This is a genomic window from Amycolatopsis bullii (genome assembly GCF_014654205.1).
Taxonomy (GTDB): domain Bacteria; phylum Actinomycetota; class Actinomycetes; order Mycobacteriales; family Pseudonocardiaceae; genus Amycolatopsis; species Amycolatopsis plumensis.
This window is the reverse complement of the sequence record NZ_BNAW01000041.1, coordinates 1-15559: the sequence shown is the minus strand read 5'-3', so window position 1 is coordinate 15559 and position 15559 is coordinate 1. Positions and strand designations below refer to the sequence as shown.

Below are 15559 nucleotides of genomic sequence, written 5' to 3'. Positions count from 1 at the left end.
GCCCATGCGCGTCCTCGTCTTCCTCGACGGAACCCCGGCCGACCCCGACGCGGCCCAGATCAAGGTCGACGACCTCGGGCTGCTGCGCGGCGACGGCGTCTTCGAGACGATCCTCGTCGTCGACGGCAAGCCCCGGGAACTGCGGCCGCACCTCGAGCGGCTGGCCCGTTCGGCGGCCATGCTCGACCTGCCCGAGCCGGACCTCGCGGCTTGGGACCGGGTCGTTTCGCTGGTGCTCGAAAGGTGGGCCGGCGGACCCGAAATGGTGCTGAAACTGGTGTACACGCGGGGATCCGATGGCGACCCGGCCGCGGTGCCGACCGGTTTCGCGCTCGGTTCGGAGGTCGCGCCGTCGACGCTGAAAGCGCGTGCCGACGGCGTCGCCGCGATCACCCTCGAACGCGGTTTCCCGCCGGATCTCGCCGAGCGCGCGCCCTGGCTGCTGCTCGGCGCGAAGCCGTTGTCGTACGCGATGAACATGGCCGCCGTGCGGGAGGCCGGGCGCCGCGGGGCCGAAGATGTGATTTTCACCGCGGCCGACGGTTCGGTGTTCGAAGGGCCGACCTCGACCGTCGTGCTCGCGAAGGGGCGGACGCTCTACACGCCGCCGTCGAGCATCGGGATCCTGCCGGGCACCACCCAGGCCGCGGTGTTCCGCGGCGCCGAGAAGGCGGGCTGGGCGGTCAAGGTGGAGCCGCTGACCGTGCGCGACCTCGTCGAGGGCGACGGCGTGTTCATGGCCTCCAGCGTCCGCAAGCTGACCCGGGTGCACACGCTCGACGGCGAGCGGCTGCCCGATTCCGCGGCGGTGTACGCCGAGCTCGTCGCGGCCTACGAAGGCGAATACGCCTGACCCTGGGTGATCCGGACGACGGCGGGGGCGACCTCTTCGGCGCGGTAGGCGGCGATCTTGTGGTGGCCGTCGAGGATCAGCTCGCGTTCGCCGTCGGCCAGCACCACCGCGACCGGCCGGTGTCCGGTGCGGATGGCGGCGCGGTAGTAGCCGACGCGGGACTCGTCCGGCGGCGGCCAGGCGTCGGTCGGCGTGAGCAGCCGGTCGGCCGGCAGCCGCTCCGGGCCGCTCACCCGGTAGTCGCCGTCGACGAGCAGGTCGAGGACCGGTCCGAGCGTGGTGGCCAGCGGACGGCGCAGCTGCCCGGTGGCCAGCGCGATCCGCAGCGACTGGGGCAGCTCCGCCCGCGCCCGCGCGTTCACGTCGAGGAAACCCGTGCCACCGCTGATCGTCACCTGTTCCACACTCATGAGGACGGGCGGCGGCGCGACAAGGTTCCGGCCCCTACCCGGACGGGTGCACGGGGTGACCCGGGTCTCACCCGCGCGGCGGTACGCCTTGCTCAGGAAGGCCGGAAGCGGATTCGGGTACCCGGCCGAGCCTGCGCGAGAGCGCTCAACGCGGCCGTTCCGACCACGGCGGCGACCGGATAGCCGCCGGTGGTCGGGTGGTCGGCGAGGAACACCACCGGCAGCCCGTTCGGCGGCACCTGGATCGCGCCGGTGACGACACCCTCGCTGGGCAGCTCGCCATCGATGGCCCGGCGCAGTGGCGTCCCGTCCAGGCGCAGGCCGACGCGGTTCGACTCGGCCGTGACCGTCCAGCCCGCCGAGAGCCCGCCGGCCGGGTCGTCGAACCAGTCGTCGCGCGGGCCGAGCGTCACCGGCACCACGAGTTCGCCCGGTGCCCGCACGGGCACGACGACGTCCGCACCGACGGGAATCCCGGGCTCGCCCAGGGGGAAGACGTCGCCGGCGCGCAACGGCGGCGGGCCGATGCCGGACAGGACGTCCCGGGAGCGGCTGCCCAGCACCGGCTCCACCGCGATGCCCCCGGACACCGCCAGGTAGCAGCGCAGGCCCGCGGAAGGCGTACCCAGCGTGAGGGTCTGCCCCGCGCGCACCGCCAGCGGCGCATGGGAGCCGGTGGACCGGCCGTCGATCCGGACGTCGACCGGCGGGCCCGTCACCGCCGCGGTCACCGCGGCCGTGAAGCGCACGGAGAGCCCGCCGAGCAGTGCCTCGATCCCGGCGGCGGCCTCGGCGTTGCCCACCAGCCGGTTCGCGAGCCGCAGCGACGCCGTGTCGAGGGCCCCCGAAGGGGCGACCCCCAGGTGGGCGTATCCGGGCCGGCCCAGGTCCTCGACCAGCGCGTACCGCCCGGGGTCGAGCACCTCCAGGCGCCTCATCGGACGTTCCGGAAGCGGACGCGGTCCCCCGGCGCGAACAACGCGGGCGGGTCCGCGTGGGGGTCGAACAGCGTCGCCGACGTGTGCCCGAGCAGCCGCCAGCCGCCGGGCGACTCCCGCGGGTAGACGCCGGTGAACTCGCCGGCCAGCCCGACCGACCCGGCCGGGACGCGGGTGCGCGGCGACTCCAGGCGAGGCTGCCGGAGCTGCGGGGGAAGGCCGGTCAGGTAGCCGAAGCCGGGGGCGAACCCGGTGAACGCGACCGTGTAGACGGCTTCGGTGTGCATCGCGACGACGGCCTCGGGCGAGATCCCGCCGTCGGCAGCGATCAGGGCCAGGTCCTCGCCGTCGTAGCGGACGTCGAGGGTCACTTCGCGGGGCTCGCCCGCGGGCGGGTGCGCGAGATCGGCGTCTTCGAGCAGGGCCCGCACGGCCGCGACGCCGCCGACGACGAGCAGGCTGCGCGCGCCCGGCACCAGGTCGACGACCCCGGGCGGCCGGGCGGCGAGCACGGTGGCGTGAGCGGCCCGTGCCTGGTCGAGCGAGTCGCAGTCGAGCAGGGCGGCGTCCTCGCCACACCGCCGCCAGCGCACGGCGTCAGCCGACGACGCGGTGCAGCAGCGCCGAGGTGTGGGGCTGCATCTCCTGGCCCACCATGGCCCGCTCCTCGACGTAGCCGAGGGAGCCTTCGATCAGGCCGTACAGGCGCTGGGCCGCGGTGACGTCCTTGGCCGTGGCCGTGCGGATCACCGCGTCGGTGCCGAGCTCCCAGGACGTCTGGTTGCGCGGCTTGCCGTAGTACAGCTCGACGATGCCGGTGTTGTGGGTGAGCAGCAGCTCGATCGTGTCGTCCGCATGCGGCCGCCAGAACCCGGACTCGCGGGCGGCGGGACGGATGACGTTGCCTTCGTCGTCCAGCAGCCACGCCCGGGACTCGTGGATCAGGAACGGGCGGCCGTCGTGGGAGATCGTCAGCTGCTGCGCGAACTTGCGCGGGCCGTCGATGGTCGGGTAGTCGACCTCGCCCTCACCACGCCAGACGCCGACGAGCGGCAGCAGCGCGAGGCAGGCGTCGTTGAGGTTCGGTCCCTCACGCAGGTTCGCGGTGTCGTTCGGGATGGGCAGGTCGTCCCACAGTGGGAGGTTGCGGTCGCGGGTGCTTTCCGCGCGCTTCTCCGCTGCCACGATGGCTTCGTCGCCGCTGGCGGTCATGGGTCAGCGCTGGTCCGCGTACAGCCGGTAGACGACGTACACGGCGAACCAGGTGATCGCGATGCCGGCGAGGACCAGCAGAGTCGTAAAGAAGGCTTCCACACGCGCAGAATAGTCCGCCCGGCTCCGGACGGCCCTGCGCAGGGTCGCCGCGGTGAGCACAGTCACCCGGCCGGAACGCGGCGAAGGCCTCCCTGCCGGAGCAGGAAGGCCTTCGCGGGAAACCGACTCAGCCGACGGAGATGGCCAGCTGGTGCAGGCCGGGGCCCTCGGCGGTGACCGAGGCTTCGCCGTTGCCGGAGCGGTGCAGGGCGCGGACGGTCCACTCGCCCGGCGCCGCGTAGAAGCGGAAGTCGCCGTCGGCCGAGGAGACCACCTCGCCGGTGAAGTCGCCGCCGCCGTCCAGGAGCCGGACGAACGCGCCGCCGACCGGCCCGTCCGCTCCGGTCACCTTGCCGGCGAGCACGACCTGCCCGCGCGTGTCGAAGTCCGCCGGCGTGGCCTCCTGGACCGGTGCGCCGCAGCTGTCGTCAACCGCCATCACTTGGCTCCCAACTCGACCGGCACGCCGACGAGCGAGCCGTATTCCGTCCATGAACCGTCGTAGTTCTTCACGTCCTGGTAGCCCAGCAGCTCGTGGAGCGCGAACCACGCGATCGAGGAGCGCTCACCGATGCGGCAGTAGGCGATGGTGCCCTTGCCCTCGTCGATGCCCTCGTCCTTGTACAGCTCCTTGATCTCTTCCTCGGTCTTGAAGGTGCCGTCCTCGTTGGCGACCTTCGCCCACGGCACGTTCAGCGCGCCGGGGATGTGGCCGGGAACCTGGGACTGCTCCTGCGGCAGGTGCGCCGGGGCGAGCAGCTTGCCGGAGAACTCGTCGGGCGAGCGGACGTCGATGAAGTTCTTCGAGCCGATCGACTGGACGACCTCGTCGCGGAACGCGCGCAGCGACAGGTCCTGGTCCTGGGCCTTGTACTCGGTGCGGTCGCGCTTGACCTCGTCGGAGTTCAGCTCACGGCCGTCGAGCTCCCACTTCTTGCGGCCGCCGTCGAGCAGCTTGACCTTCTCGTGGCCGTACAGCTTGAAGTACCAGTACGCGTACGCGGCGAACCAGTTGTTGTTGCCGCCGTAGAGGATCACGAGGTCGTCGTTGGAGATGCCCTTCTCCGAGAGGAGCTTCTCGAAGCCCTCCTTGGAGACGAAGTCGCGGCGCACCCCGTCCTGCAGGTCGTTCCGCCAGTCGAACTTCACCGCGCCCCGGATGTGGCCGGCGTCGTAGGCGGTGGTGTCCTCGTCGACCTCGGCGAACACGACGCCGGGGGTGTCCAGGTTCTCCTCGGCCCACTGGGTGGTGACCAGGACGTCTTCACGGCTCATGGACTTGGACTCTCTTTCTGGTTGGAACTTCAATCAGGACGCGCGGGCGGGGCTGAAGCGTTTGATGAGCAAGTACATTTCGCAGCCCAGGCAGAAGTTGAAGGCCGCGTTGAGGAAGGCCGCGAACAGCGCGAACGCCGTCGCGACGATGCCGAGCGGGGTGATCCCGGCGGCGAAGCCGACCGTGCCGACCAGGGCGAACACGAACCCGACGGCCTGGGCGAACCGCAGCGGCGCCGCGTCCTCCCGCTCGGTCGTGGGACCGAGGCGCGGGGCGATCAAATAGCGGTACACCAGCGAGTACGGCGCCGGTTTGAGCCCGATGAACGCGCCGATGGCGAAGACGACGGTCTGGATCGCCAGCAGTGGCCACCACTCGGTGACCAGGACGACCGCGAGCACGATCGTGGTCAGGATGGCGGCGAACCGCGGGCCTCGCGGGTCGACGGCCGGTCCGGCGGACATGGTGCCTCCAGCTGGAGCAAGGGGTGCGTGCGAACGGCACGCGTCAGCGGCATCAGGGCTGGCGGGGACCGGATCGGGAGTTCAGTGCCGGTCGGACTGAACGCGACACAGGCTGCTGCGGACGCGGCAGAGGTCCACTGCGCGCCGCTGCGTCAAGAAGAAGCTGGTCAGCCCGGTCACGGGTGCGAGGGTACCCAGCGCTCTCTGAAGGTGGGAACCACGTTCATACCTTGGGACGATTCTCGGAATCCGGGAGAATTCCGGGTCAAGACGTCCGAGTCGTGAGATGCGGCCGCAGGGCGTCCAGCAGTTCCGGGCCCTTCGGGACGCCGCCGACGCGCAGCAGCTCCCGGCCGTCCGGGGTCAGCGCGATCGTGGTCGGCGTCCGCAGCACGGACAGCGACTGCGCGACCTCCGGCTGGTTCGTCACGTCGAGCTCGACGTGGTGCAGGCCGTCGGTGCGCTCGGCCAGCGGCGCGAGCACCGCCTTCGCGTGCCGGCAGGGCGCGCAGAAGGTGGTGGAGATCTGGACCAGCGTCACGGCGGACGCCGGGTCCAGCACGTCGGTGACGGGGGCGGGCAGCTCACGGGCGGCGGGCTTGGCGGCCCGCACCCGGCCGTTCCGGGCCTTGAGCAGCGCACCGACGGCCGCGGCGGCCACCAGCGTCGCCACGAGCACCCACAGCCCCGTCACCGCACCGTCCCTACTTGCTCAGGTCCGCGAAGGACACGTTCGCCGCCTTGCCCTTGATGGTGATCGATCCGCTCTGCACCCGCACGCCGGTCGGGGTGACCGACAGGGGCAGGTCCTTCGTGCCGATCGACGCGTTGAAGTTCGGCAGCAGCGCCTTCTGCACCGCCTGGGGAACGACCGTGGTCTCCTGGTCATTCCCGAACTGCAGCCGCTTGGGGAGGAAGTTGATCGTGCCCTTCGCGGCGTCGGCCTCGATCATCGCGAAGCAGAAGATTTCCAGATCCTTGCCCGCGAACGGAAGGTGTCCCGAAATGCGGACACCGGTGCTCGACTCGTCCTGGTCGGGCTGGCCCTCGGTGGTCTTCGTCGTGGTCGGCGCCGGCTCGCTCTGCCCGCTGTCGCCGTTCTGGACGTATTCGGTGGTCGACGGCTCGATCCGCAGGTCCTTGATCTTGTCCAGCGGGGACAGCCGCGCCAGGTCGGCGGCCTTGATGGTGACCGAACCGGTCAGCTTGCCGATGGTGATCGCCTTCGTGTTGCCGTTCGTGATGTCCGACAGCGGGGCGGTGACGTCCTCGAGTTCAGCGTTCACCGCGACGTCCTGCAGCTTGCCGGCGACCGGGAGGCCGGCGGCGGACACGCTGATGTGACGGTAGTCACCGCCGAGCGCCTGGGTGAGGAACGGGAAGCCGTGGATCGTCACCGACGGGTCGTCGTTCAGCTGCAGCTGCGTCCGGGCCTTCTGCGAAATCATGTGCTCGGCGAACGCGGCGGCTCCGAAATCGGCGCCGACCAGCAGAAGAATCAACACTGCGACAGCGATCACCCAGCGCCGGGCACGGCGGCCGCGGCGTCGTGCGTCGGGCCTCGGTGCGGGTCGGTCGTCCCGGGTCACGGGCCTGCTCACCATCGCGTCCGTACTCCTGTTCGTCGGGGGCACCCGGATTCCTCCAGGTGTGATCGATCCAGCAAGGGTTAGGTGCCCGGCCGTTCAGCCGCTATTCTCACTTAGCACCGACCAACGCCGCTGTGCGGCGACGACTCGAGAAGGCGGTGCGGCTGATGAGCCTGGACCTTCTGGTACTGACTGCGGAGGCCGACGCCACCTCGGTGCTTCCCGCGCTGGACCTGCTGCCGCACACCGTACGCGTCCGCGCTCCTGAGGTGACGGCCCTGCTCGACGCGGGTCACCGTGACGTGATCCTCCTCGACGCCCGCAGCGACCTGGCCTCGGCGAAGAGCCTCTGCCGCCTGCTCAAGGGCACCGGCGAGGACGAGGCGGCCACCCCGATCATCGCGGTCGTCGGCGAAGGCGGGCTCGTCGCCGTGAGCGCCGAGTGGCGCACCGACGACATCCTGCTCCCGACCGCCGGCCCGGCCGAGGTCGACGCCCGGCTGCGGCTGGTGACCACCCGCGACGGCGGTTCCGCGCAGGTCGACGCCGAGCTGCGGGTCGGCGAGCTGGTGATCGACGAGGCGACCTACACCGCGCGCCTGCGCAAGCGCACCCTCGAGCTCACCTACAAGGAGTTCGAGCTGCTCAAGTACCTCGCGCAGCACGCGGGCCGGGTGTTCACCCGCGCCCAGCTGCTGCAGGAGGTCTGGGGCTACGACTTCTTCGGGGGCACCCGCACGGTCGACGTGCACGTCCGGCGGCTGCGCGCCAAGCTCGGCCCCGAGCACGAGCAGATGATCGGCACCGTGCGCAACGTCGGCTACAAGTTCGAGCGGCCTGCCAAGAGCGGCGGCCCGCGGCCGGGCGTGCCCGCGCAGGCGGAAGCGCCCGCCGAGCCTGCCGAACTCACCCACTGACGTCCCCACCTTCACCTGGACGCGGCGACAACCGTCGCGTTGCCTCTGCCACGGGTACGGTCGCAGGGGTGACCGGAGAGTGGCGGCAGGAACTGGACGAGAAGCAACTGGCGGACGTGCGCGGGCTGCTGCTGGCCGTGCGCGAGGCGGATGGGCGGCCCGAGGTCGAACCCGACGGCGCGCTGCCCGGCGAGTTCGACGGCGGGGAGCACCTCGTCGCCTGCGTCGAGGGCGAGGTCGTCGGGTACGCACACCTCAACACCACCGGTAACTCGTTCGGGCACCAGGTCGCCGAGCTGTTCGTGCACCCCGCCCACCGCAACCGCGGCTACGGCGCGAAGCTGCTTCAGGCGCTCGACGAGCGCGCCGCCGTCGGATTCCGCGTCTGGGCGCACGGCGACCACCCGGCCGCGCGGAAGCTGGCGGTGAAGACGGGCCTGGAGCGCAAGCGCGAGCTGCTGATCCTGCACGTCGACGTCGAAGGCTCGGACTGGCCGGAGCCGGTCCTGCGCGACGGCGTCTCGCTGCGGACCTTCGTGCCGGGCCAGGACGAGGACGCCGTCGTCCGGGTGAACGCGCGGGCCTTCGACTGGCACCCCGAGCAGGGCGCCCTGACCGCCGACGACGTCCGCGCCGACGAGCGGCGGCCGTGGTTCGACGCCGATGGCTTCTTCCTCGCGGAAGAGGACGGTGAGGTCATCGGGTTCCACTGGACGAAGGTGCACGAGCCGACACCCGGCCGGTTCGGTGGCGAGCGCGTCGGCGAGGTCTACGTCGTCGGTGTCGACCCGGCCGCGCAGGGCGGCGGGCTCGGACGGGCGCTCACCCTCGCCGGGCTGCGGTACCTCGCCGGCCGCGGGCTGCGGCAGATCATCCTGTACGTCGAGGGCGACAACGCACCGGCGCTGGCGGTCTACACCAAGCTCGGGTTCAGCCGTCACGAAACCGACGTCCAGTACGGTCGGTGACCACGGTCGACGCGGCGCGAGCGTCTTGTCACTGACGGCAAACGCGCAGGTCACAGCCCGGACACGGCGGCCTCTCAGGGTAGTAGCACTGCTCACATCGGCGACCTTGTTCACTTTGCGTTCATCTGGAGAGGGGCGACCGTCCACCAGGGCTGCCTAATGTCCGGATCCGGCGCGGCAGCACAGCCGCGACGACCCGGTCAAGCTCCTGATGGAGGAAACAGCAGTGAAGATCATGCGGCCCCTGAGCGCGGTGGGCATCGTCGCGAGCGCCGCCCTCGTGCTCGCCGCCTGTGGTTCCGACCCCGCGGCGACCAACAGCAGCAGCTCGAACTCGGCTTCGGCGCCCGCTGCGACCGGCACCGCCGACGTGGAGTGCGGCGGCAAGAGCCCGCTCTCCGCGGAAGGTTCGTCGGCCCAGAAGAACGCCATCGACATCTTCACGCAGCAGTACGGCAAGAAGTGCGCGGGCCAGCAGGTCAACTACAACCCGAGCGGTTCGGGCGCTGGCGTCAAGCAGTTCACCGCCAACCAGATCGACTTCGGCGGCTCCGACTCGCCGATCAAGGACGCCGACGCCGAGGCCGCCAAGGCCCGCTGCGCCAGCGACGCCTGGAACATCCCGCTGGTCGTCGGCCCGATCGCGGTCGCCTACAAGCTGTCCGGGGTGGACAAGCTGGTGCTGACCCCGTCGGTGACCGCCAAGATCTTCAGCGGCGCCATCACCAAGTGGAACGACCCGGCCATCAAGGCGGTCAAGGGCAACGAGAGCCTGAACCTGCCGGACAAGCCCATCCAGGTCGTGTCGCGTGCCGACGAGTCCGGCACCACAGACAACTTCCAGAAGTACCTGGGCGCGGCCGCGAAGGCGGACTGGACCAAGGGTGCCGGCAAGAAGTTCAACGGTGGCGTCGGCAACGGTGCGCAGGGCTCCAACGGCGTCGCGACCGCGGTGAAGGCCTCCGACGGCGGCATCACCTACGTCGAGGGCGCGTTCGCCAAGGACGGCCTGACCCCGGCCCTGATCGACAGCGGCTCCGGCGGCGTCGAGCTCACCTCGGAGAACGTGGCGAAGTCCCTGGACGCGGCCAAGTTCCTCAAGGAGGGCTCGAACGACCTCGCGCTCGACCTCAACGGCATCTACGCCAGCAACACCCCGGGTGCCTACCCGCTGCTGCTGACCACCTACGAGATCGTCTGCTCGAAGTACGCGAACCCGGACGTCGCGAAGGCCGTCAAGGCGTTCCTGACGGTGGCCGCCACCGACGGGCAGAAGCCGCTGTCCGCCAAGGGCTACGTGCCGATCCCGCAGTCGCTGCAGACCAAGGTGCTGGCCGCCGTCAAGGCCATCTCCTGACCCGGCGTTGCGACTGACATCCGAGTGATAGAGGCTGGTCAGAAGCCCTGATGAGCGAGTCATCCTCGACGCGAACGCCCACCGGCGACCCCGGTGGGCGTTCGTCGTCCGTCACGACGCCCCCGGAGGTCCCGATTTCGGAACAGCCAGGCTCCCCGGCGGCGCCGCAGCCGCCCGCGAGCGACAAACCGAAGAAGGTGCGGCCCGGTGACCGCATCTTCCAGAACCTGACCACCGGGGCCGGGATCTTCGTCGTCGCCCTGATCGGCCTGATCGGGCTCTTCCTGCTGATCCAGGCGATCCCGGCGCTGAAGGCCGACAAGGTCAACTTCCTGACCAACCACGGCTGGTCGACCAGCGACCCGGCGAACATGTCGTTCGGCATCCTCGACCTGCTCGAGGTCACCGTGGCGACGTCGGTGGTGGCCCTGATCATCGCGATGCCGATCTCGCTGGGCATCGCGCTGTTCCTGACCCAGTACGCGCCGCCGCGCCTGGCGCGCCCGTTCGCCTACGTCATCGACCTGCTCGCCGCGGTGCCGTCGATCATCTTCGGCCTCTGGGGCATCCTGGTGTTCGCCCCGGCGATCGAGCCGTTCGCGCAGTGGATCAACGAGACGTTCTCGTGGTTCCCGATCCTGGCGCCCGGCAACGTCGCGCCGAGCGTGCGCGGCACCATCTTCACCGCCGGCATCGTGCTGGCCGTGATGATCCTGCCGATCATCACGTCGCTCTCCCGCGAGGTGTTCGAGCGGACGCCGACCCCGCACATCGAAGGCGCGCTCGCCCTCGGCGCCACGCGCTGGGAGGTCATCCGCACCACGGTGCTGCCGTTCGGCAAGGCCGGCTACGTCGGCGCGTCCATGCTCGGCCTCGGCCGCGCACTGGGCGAGACGATCGCGCTGGCCGTCATCCTGCTCATCCCGCAGGGCAAGAACTTCGACTGGAGCCTCTTCGACGGCGGCGCCACCTTCGCGTCGAAGATCGCGGCGAACTACAGCGAGTTCAACAACGAGGTCTCGGCCGGCGCGTACATCGCGGCCGGCCTGGTGCTGTTCGTGCTCACCTTCGTCGTCAACTTCTTCGCGCGGTCCATCATCGGCGACAAGAAGGGGGACTGAGCATGTCCACCTCAACGCTCGAAGCTCCCGCATCGACTCCGGCGTTCCAGCAGGTCAGCCTGGCCCGCAAGGTCAAGAACGGACTGGCGACCACGCTGGTCTGGCTGTCGTTCCTGATCGCCGTCGTCCCGCTGGTGTGGGTGCTGTACACGGTGATCGCGTACGGCATCAAGCGCATCCCGTACAGCAACTGGTGGTCCGAGGACTTCGGAGACGTCCTGTCGGACGAGGTCGGCGGCGGCGTGCTGCACGCCATCGTCGGCACCCTGCTGCAGGGGCTGGTGTGCGCGGTCATCGCCGTGCCGATCGGCATGCTGGTGGCGATCTACCTCGTCGAGTACGGCCGCAACGGCAGGCTGGCCAAGGCGACCACGTTCATGGTGGACATCCTCTCCGGCGTTCCGTCCATTGTGGCCGCACTGTTCATCTACGCGCTGTGGATCACCACGCTCGGCCTGCCCCGCAGCGGGTTCGCCGTCTCGCTCGCCCTGGTGCTGCTGATGATCCCGGTGGTCGTCCGCTCGTCCGAGGAGATGCTGCGGATCGTCCCGGACGACCTGCGGGAGGCGTCGTACGCGCTGGGTGTGCCGAAGTGGAAGACGATCATGAAGATCGTGCTCCCGACCGCGCTGTCCGGCATCGTCGGCGGCGTCATGATGGCGCTGGCCCGCGTGATGGGCGAAACCGCGCCGCTGCTGGTCCTCGTCGGCTATTCGGCCTACACGAACTGGGACATCTTCCACGGCGAGCAGGCCGCGCTGCCGCTGTTGATGAACAACGAGCGCGTCAGCAACCCGATGGACCCGGGCTCGGTCGGCTTCGACCGGATCTGGGGTGCGGCACTGACCCTGGTGCTCATCATCGCGCTGATCAACCTCCTCGCCACCGTGTTCGCGCGCCTCGTCGCCCCGAAGAAGAAGTGAGCTGTTCCTGATGGCCAAGCGAATCGACGTCAAGGACGTGGACATCTACTACGGCAAGTTCCACGCCGTGGACGGCGTCACCCTGTCGGTGCCGCCGCGCAACGTCACCGCCTTCATCGGCCCGTCGGGCTGTGGCAAGTCGACGGTGCTGCGCACGCTCAACCGCATGCACGAAGTGATCCCCGGCGCCCGCGTGGACGGCCAGGTGCTGCTCGACGGCGAGGACATCTACGCGTCGGCGGTCGACCCGGTCCAGGTGCGCCGCACGATCGGCATGGTGTTCCAGCGCCCCAACCCGTTCCCGACGATGTCCATCAAGGACAACGTCGTCGCGGGCCTGAAGCTGGGCGGTACCAAGGGAAAGAAGACGCTCGACGACATCGCCGAGCGCGCCCTGCGCGGCGCGAACCTGTGGAACGAGGTCAAGGACCGCCTCAACAAGCCGGGCGGCGGGCTCTCGGGCGGTCAGCAGCAGCGGCTGTGCATCGCCCGCGCGATCGCGGTCCAGCCGGACGTGCTGCTGATGGACGAGCCGTGCTCGGCCCTGGACCCGATTTCCACGCTGGCGATCGAGGACCTGATCGGTGAGCTGAAGAAGGACTACACGATCGTCATCGTCACGCACAACATGCAGCAGGCGGCCCGGGTTTCCGACCAGACGGCGTTCTTCAACCTCGCCGGCGTCGGCCAGCCGGGACGGCTGGTGGAGCTGAACGACACGGAGAAGATCTTCTCCAACCCGGACGAAAAAGCCACGGAGGACTACATTTCCGGCCGGTTCGGCTGAGTCCACAGTGGAACGAAGAAAGCCCCCGGCCGCGCGGCCGGGGGCTTTCTTCGTCGGTGTGGCTCAGAGGTCTTCGCCGGAGCCGTAGCCCGGCATCTTGCCGGTGACCACGAAGATCATCCGCTTCGCGACCGAGACGGCGTGGTCGGCGTAGCGCTCGTAGAAGCGGCCCAGCAGCGTCACGTCGACCGCCGCGGCCACGCCGTGCGGCCACTCGCGGTCCATGATCACCGTGAACAGGTGGCGGTGGATGTCGTCCACCTGGTCGTCGTCGGACTCCAGCGTCTTCGCCGCTTCGACGTCCTTCGTCTTGATGACCTGCTCGGTCTGGCGGGCCAGCTTGACCGCGACCTCGCCCATCTCGGCGAAGTACGGCCGCACCGCGTCCGGCAGCACCGGCTCGGGGTGACGGCGCCGCGCGGCCTTCGCCACGTGCAGCGCCAGGTCGCCCATCCGCTCCAGGCTTTCCGCGGCGTGGATCGCGGCGAGCACCGTGCGCAGGTCGGTCGCCACCGGGGCCTGCAGGGCCAGCAGGGCGTACGCCTGCTCCTCGCACTGGGCGCGGGCGTCGTCGACCTTGGCGTCGTCGCTGATGACCTGCTCGGCGAGGCTCAGATCGGCCTCCAGCAGTGCCCGCGTGGCGCGCTCCATCGCTTCGGCGACCTGGACCGACATCGCGGCCAGGTGGTCGGCGAGCTGTTCGAGTTCGACATGGTAAGCCTCACGCATGGCCCAACCCTACGGCCAACCGTGGCCAAATACCGCATCGCCGGGTGAACCGCACGTGAACCCGGACTAACGATCCTCGCGGATCAGCCCGTGGAGGTGCTCTTCCGGGTGGTCGTCGACTTGGAACTGCTGCCGGGCTTCGCCTTCGACGTGCTGGTCGGCGGGGCCTGCTCGCTCACCGGGACCGGCGCGTTCGCGTCGGGCAGCGGGGTGTTGTTGCGCAGCGCGTCGAACAGGGCCTTCGTCTTGCTGACGACGAGGACCTCGTTGCCGCGGTTGTTGGCCATGCCCACCGTGGGGACGGTGAGGAACGTGATCTTCGACGGGTCCAGGCCCTTCATCGACTGCGCCAGCGTCATCATCTGCTTGACGCCGAGGTTGTCGCCGAAGGTGGCCTTCGCGAAGGCGTTGATGAAGTCGCTGAGCTTGCCGGGGTCGAGCACGACGTCCGAGGACATGACCTTCTTCAGCAGCGCGCCGATGAACTCCTGCTGCCGCTTGATCCGGCCGTAGTCGGACGTCGGGTCGCCCTTGACGTGCCGGGCGCGGACGAAGTTCAGGGCCTGGTCGCCGGAGATCGTCACCTCGCCGGTCTGCAGCAGCACCTTGCCGAGGATGCTGTCGTCGATCGGGATCTCGTTGTTGATGGTGACGCCGTGCACCGCGTCGACCATCTCCTTGAAGCCGTTGAAGTCGATGCCGACGAAGTGGTTGATCCGCAGCCCGGTGATCTGCTGGATCACCTTGGTGACGCACGCGGGGCCGCCGACCGCGTAGGCGGTGTTGAGCTTGGCGAACTTCGCGCCCTTGTAGATCTCGTCGGTCGTCTTGTTCTGCGCCGGGTCCCACTTCTGGCAGTCCGGGCGGTTGACCTCGAGGTCGCGCGGGAACGACGTGACGACGACGCGCTTCCGGTCGGCCGGGATGTGCGCGACCATCACGGTGTCGCTCCGGGCGCCCGGCGTGCTGTCGGCGGTGCCGACGCCTTCCTCGGCGGTGGCGCCGTCGCGGGTGTCGGACCCGACCATCAGGAAGTTCTCGTCGTTGGCCTGCGCCTCGGCGTCCTGGATGTCGGCGGAGTTCTCGTCGAGCGCGGAGACCTGGGTGAACTTGGCGTCGAAGTAGGTCTGCGCGCCCCAAGCACCCCCGATCCCGAGGAAGATGAGCCCGGCCACCACGGCGGCGGCGATCCGCCCGGCCAGCGCCGTCCGCTGCTTCTTCGCCTGCAGCCGGCTCTCTTCCGCCTGCTGCGCGGCCTCTTCTTCGGCAGATGGACCGGTGGTGACAACGCGCTGCAGGGCGGTCCGGGTGCTCTCGATGAGGGAGGCGGGCGAGAGCCGTTCACGGCGTTCCCGCCGCTTGGCTTCTTCGGCTTCCATCTCATCGTGGGCGGCGGAGAACCGGGCGAGGGTGTGATCGATCTTGCGGCGGTACTGGGTCGCCTCGTCGATCGCTTCCATCTCGTCGGTCATGGTCAGCGGGTCAAGAGCAGCCCGCGGAGGGACGGCTGAACCATCTGAACCAGCGGCGGCCCGCTGGGTTGCCGGTTCGGCCGGAGCCGGGGCTCGGCGGCCAGCGGGAGCCTCGCCTGCGGAGCGCTGAGGCCCGGCTGCCTCGGTTGAACCCGCGGCGCGACGCGCTGCGGCTGCTTCGGCGGTGCGGCGGGGTGCTGGGCTGTCCGGTGTGGCCCGCACGGCCGTCTCGGCCGGTGCCGCGGGGCGGCGGCCTGCGGGCCTATCGCCGGCGCGGCGGGGTGCTGGGCTGTCGGGTGTGGCGTGCACGGCCGTCTCGGCCGGGCTCGCGGGGCGGCGGCCAGCGGGCCCGTCGCCTCCGGGGCGCTGGGCTGCGGCTGCTTCGGAAGTGCGGCGAGGTCCCGGACCGTCCGGTGTGGCGCGCTCGGCCGGGGCCGCGGG

The 15559-nt window shown here is 70.1% G+C and carries 18 protein-coding genes; 7 read left to right on the top strand and 11 right to left on the bottom strand.

Going from position 1 to position 15559, the window contains the following annotated elements; all coding sequences use genetic code 11:
• Positions 1-4: 4 nt before the first annotated feature.
• Complete coding sequence (locus IE317_RS32815) at positions 5-853, top strand: aminodeoxychorismate lyase (RefSeq protein ID WP_191315248.1); 849 nt, start codon at positions 5-7, stop codon at positions 851-853.
• Here the strand turns inward: IE317_RS32815 and IE317_RS32810 are convergent.
• The 9 genes from IE317_RS32810 to IE317_RS32770 form a co-directional block, all read right to left on the bottom strand.
• Positions 832-1257 carry a hypothetical protein gene (locus IE317_RS32810; RefSeq protein ID WP_191315314.1) on the bottom strand — a complete coding sequence of 142 codons (426 nt, stop codon included), beginning with the start codon at positions 1255-1257 and terminating at the stop codon, positions 832-834. The two genes, IE317_RS32815 and IE317_RS32810, sit on opposite strands and share 22 nt — an antisense overlap.
• A gap of 98 nt (positions 1258-1355) precedes the next feature.
• On the bottom strand, positions 1356-2201 hold the full coding sequence (locus IE317_RS32805; protein ID WP_191315247.1) for a biotin-dependent carboxyltransferase family protein: 846 nt from the start codon (positions 2199-2201) through the stop codon (positions 1356-1358).
• Entirely contained in the window at positions 2198-2794 is a 597-nt protein-coding gene (locus tag IE317_RS32800) for a 5-oxoprolinase subunit B family protein (protein WP_191315246.1), read from the bottom strand. The genes IE317_RS32805 and IE317_RS32800 overlap by 4 nt, the downstream gene beginning before the upstream one ends.
• A gap of 4 nt (positions 2795-2798) precedes the next feature.
• Positions 2799-3413 carry an FABP family protein gene (locus tag IE317_RS32795; RefSeq protein WP_191315245.1) on the bottom strand — a complete coding sequence of 205 codons (615 nt, stop codon included), beginning with the start codon at positions 3411-3413 and terminating at the stop codon, positions 2799-2801.
• Positions 3414-3642: 229 nt separating this feature from the next.
• A complete protein-coding gene (locus tag IE317_RS32790; RefSeq protein WP_191315244.1) occupies positions 3643-3954 on the bottom strand; it encodes a DUF1416 domain-containing protein in 312 nt (103 codons plus the stop codon).
• Positions 3954-4790 carry a sulfurtransferase gene (locus tag IE317_RS32785; protein WP_191315243.1) on the bottom strand — a complete coding sequence of 279 codons (837 nt, stop codon included), beginning with the start codon at positions 4788-4790 and terminating at the stop codon, positions 3954-3956. The genes IE317_RS32790 and IE317_RS32785 overlap by 1 nt, the downstream gene beginning before the upstream one ends.
• Positions 4791-4823: 33 nt before the next feature.
• Positions 4824-5255: a DUF4395 domain-containing protein gene (locus IE317_RS32780; protein ID WP_191315242.1), complete on the bottom strand. Its 432-nt coding sequence runs from the start codon at positions 5253-5255 to the stop codon at positions 4824-4826.
• A gap of 265 nt (positions 5256-5520) precedes the next feature.
• Positions 5521-5949, bottom strand: a complete 429-nt coding sequence (locus IE317_RS32775; RefSeq protein WP_191315241.1) for a TlpA family protein disulfide reductase — start codon at positions 5947-5949, stop codon at positions 5521-5523.
• Between the two features lie 10 nt (positions 5950-5959).
• Complete coding sequence (locus IE317_RS32770; protein WP_191315240.1) at positions 5960-6859, bottom strand: LmeA family phospholipid-binding protein; 900 nt, start codon at positions 6857-6859, stop codon at positions 5960-5962.
• A 152-nt stretch (positions 6860-7011) separates the two neighbouring features.
• Here IE317_RS32770 and IE317_RS32765 point away from each other — a divergent pair, with 152 nt between their 5' ends.
• From IE317_RS32765 to pstB, 6 genes are all read left to right on the top strand, one after another.
• On the top strand, positions 7012-7761 hold the full coding sequence (locus IE317_RS32765; RefSeq protein WP_191315239.1) for a winged helix-turn-helix transcriptional regulator: 750 nt from the start codon (positions 7012-7014) through the stop codon (positions 7759-7761).
• Positions 7762-7829: 68 nt separating this feature from the next.
• Positions 7830-8729, top strand: coding sequence for a mycothiol synthase (gene mshD / locus IE317_RS32760; RefSeq protein WP_191315238.1), 900 nt, complete (start codon positions 7830-7832; stop codon positions 8727-8729).
• A 226-nt stretch (positions 8730-8955) separates the two neighbouring features.
• Positions 8956-10086, top strand: a complete 1131-nt coding sequence (gene pstS, locus IE317_RS32755; RefSeq protein ID WP_191315237.1) for a phosphate ABC transporter substrate-binding protein PstS — start codon at positions 8956-8958, stop codon at positions 10084-10086.
• A gap of 197 nt (positions 10087-10283) precedes the next feature.
• Positions 10284-11207 carry a phosphate ABC transporter permease subunit PstC gene (gene pstC / locus IE317_RS32750; RefSeq protein WP_191315313.1) on the top strand — a complete coding sequence of 308 codons (924 nt, stop codon included), beginning with the start codon at positions 10284-10286 and terminating at the stop codon, positions 11205-11207.
• Positions 11208-11209: 2 nt separating this feature from the next.
• Positions 11210-12130, top strand: a complete 921-nt coding sequence (gene pstA, locus IE317_RS32745; protein ID WP_191315236.1) for a phosphate ABC transporter permease PstA — start codon at positions 11210-11212, stop codon at positions 12128-12130.
• A 10-nt stretch (positions 12131-12140) separates the two neighbouring features.
• A complete protein-coding gene (pstB, locus tag IE317_RS32740) occupies positions 12141-12917 on the top strand; it encodes a phosphate ABC transporter ATP-binding protein PstB (RefSeq protein WP_086862623.1) in 777 nt (258 codons plus the stop codon).
• 63 nt (positions 12918-12980) lie between these two features.
• On the opposite strand, the gene phoU is transcribed toward pstB, so the two are convergent.
• Positions 12981-13646, bottom strand: coding sequence for a phosphate signaling complex protein PhoU (gene phoU, locus IE317_RS32735; protein ID WP_191315235.1), 666 nt, complete (start codon positions 13644-13646; stop codon positions 12981-12983).
• An 83-nt stretch (positions 13647-13729) separates the two neighbouring features.
• The gene (locus tag IE317_RS32730; protein ID WP_191315234.1) at positions 13730-15118 is read right to left on the bottom strand and encodes an LCP family protein; all 1389 of its coding nucleotides are present in this window, start codon (positions 15116-15118) and stop codon (positions 13730-13732) included.
• Positions 15119-15559 lie beyond the last annotated feature (441 nt).

Excerpts from the sequence above, each read along its gene's own strand:
- IE317_RS32770 (WP_191315240.1), bottom strand. The coding sequence starts at position 6,859 with ATGGTGAGCAGGCCCGTGACCCGGGACGACCGACCCGCACCGAGGCCC.
- phoU (WP_191315235.1), bottom strand. The coding sequence starts at position 13,646 with ATGCGTGAGGCTTACCATGTCGAACTCGAACAGCTCGCCGACCACCTG.
- IE317_RS32790 (WP_191315244.1), bottom strand. The coding sequence starts at position 3,954 with ATGGCGGTTGACGACAGCTGCGGCGCACCGGTCCAGGAGGCCACGCCG.
- IE317_RS32730 (WP_191315234.1), bottom strand. The coding sequence starts at position 15,118 with ATGACCGACGAGATGGAAGCGATCGACGAGGCGACCCAGTACCGCCGC.
- IE317_RS32780 (WP_191315242.1), bottom strand. The coding sequence starts at position 5,255 with ATGTCCGCCGGACCGGCCGTCGACCCGCGAGGCCCGCGGTTCGCCGCC.
- IE317_RS32815 (WP_191315248.1), top strand. The coding sequence starts at position 5 with ATGCGCGTCCTCGTCTTCCTCGACGGAACCCCGGCCGACCCCGACGCG.
- IE317_RS32805 (WP_191315247.1), bottom strand. The coding sequence starts at position 2,201 with ATGAGGCGCCTGGAGGTGCTCGACCCCGGGCGGTACGCGCTGGTCGAG.
- IE317_RS32795 (WP_191315245.1), bottom strand. The coding sequence starts at position 3,413 with ATGACCGCCAGCGGCGACGAAGCCATCGTGGCAGCGGAGAAGCGCGCG.
- IE317_RS32765 (WP_191315239.1), top strand. The coding sequence starts at position 7,012 with ATGAGCCTGGACCTTCTGGTACTGACTGCGGAGGCCGACGCCACCTCG.
- IE317_RS32785 (WP_191315243.1), bottom strand. The coding sequence starts at position 4,790 with ATGAGCCGTGAAGACGTCCTGGTCACCACCCAGTGGGCCGAGGAGAAC.
- pstA (WP_191315236.1), top strand. The coding sequence starts at position 11,210 with ATGTCCACCTCAACGCTCGAAGCTCCCGCATCGACTCCGGCGTTCCAG.
- pstB (WP_086862623.1), top strand. The coding sequence starts at position 12,141 with ATGGCCAAGCGAATCGACGTCAAGGACGTGGACATCTACTACGGCAAG.